At 60.7% G+C, this 1,193-nt stretch carries 2 protein-coding genes; both read left to right on the forward strand.

Going from position 1 to position 1,193, the window contains the following annotated elements; all coding sequences use genetic code 11:
- The coding region (locus tag EH240_RS37015) for a DctP family TRAP transporter solute-binding subunit (protein WP_125007248.1) at window positions 1-794 on the forward strand (794 nt) is incomplete at its 5' end.
- Between the two features lie 145 nt (window positions 795-939).
- Window positions 940-1,193: TRAP transporter small permease (locus tag EH240_RS37020; RefSeq protein ID WP_125007249.1), on the forward strand; the 254-nt coding region annotated here is incomplete at its 3' end.

Consider the following 1,193-nt stretch of genomic DNA (forward strand, 5'->3'; position numbering starts at 1 on the left):
TCGACGTCTATCCGGCCTCGCAGCTCGGCAAGGAAGCCGACATCAACCAGGGCCTGATGCTCGGCACCGTCGACATCATCATTTCCGGGTCGAGCTTCGCAGCGCGCGAATATCCGCCGATCGGCGTCACCTATTTCCCCTACACCTTCCGCGACGCCGACCATCTGCTGAAATACACCAAAAGCGACGTCTATAAGGCCCTGACCAAGGGCTACGAGGACAAGACCGGCAATCACATCACCGCCACCACCTACTATGGAACGCGGCAGACCACCTCGAACCGGCCGATCGCCAAATGCTCCGACATGCAAGGCCTGAAGATGCGCGTTCCCGACGTGCCGGCCTATCTCGCCATGCCGCGCGCCTGCGGCGCCAACACCGCGCCAATCGCCTTCGCCGAAGTGTACCTGGCGCTGCAGAACGGCACTGTCGAGGCGCAGGAGAATCCGCTGACCACCATCGAAGCGAAGAAATTCTACGAGGTGCAGAAGCACATCGTGCTCACCGGCCACATCGTCGATCATCTCAACACCATCATATCGGCGTCGCGCTGGGCGTCGCTTTCCGACGAGGACAAGAAGATCTTCACGGAAGTGATGCAGGAGGCCGCCGCCCGCGCCACGGCAAAGATCGTCGCCCGCGAAAAGGAACTGGTGCAGGTATTCAAGGACCGCGGCATCACCGTGACCGATGTCGATCGCGCCGATTTCGAGAAGAATGTGCTGGAGAAGGTCACGTTCGAGGAGTTCGGCTACAACAAGGCCGATTGGGAAGCGATCCGCGCGATCAAGTAAGGCATCAGGAAAATCAGATGCTCAAACAAAGGGATAGAGCGGCAATCGGATTCGCCGCTTTAACCTGCCCATCCGTGCGGCCCCACGTTGCGCCGGACGGCCTTTCCAATCCCTGACTACCCACCAGCTTCGGGAGCCCGCGCCGATGGCCGAGGAACACCATACCGAGATTTCAGTCGAAGAGATCGCTCACGCCTTCGAGGAGGTGCCGGCACACGTCGACCTGTCGCACCACGGCATCGAGGACTGGATCACGCTGGCCGTATTCTGGGGAATGGTCGCCTGCGTCTTCCTGCAGTTCTTCACGCGCTATGCGCTGAACAACAGCCTCGCCTGGACCGAGGAGATCGCCATCAACGCGCTCGTCGTCGTCGTCTTTCTCGGCGCCGCCATGTGCGT

It is taken from the genome of Mesorhizobium tamadayense (assembly GCF_003863365.1).
Lineage (GTDB): Bacteria > Pseudomonadota > Alphaproteobacteria > Rhizobiales > Rhizobiaceae > Mesorhizobium > Mesorhizobium tamadayense.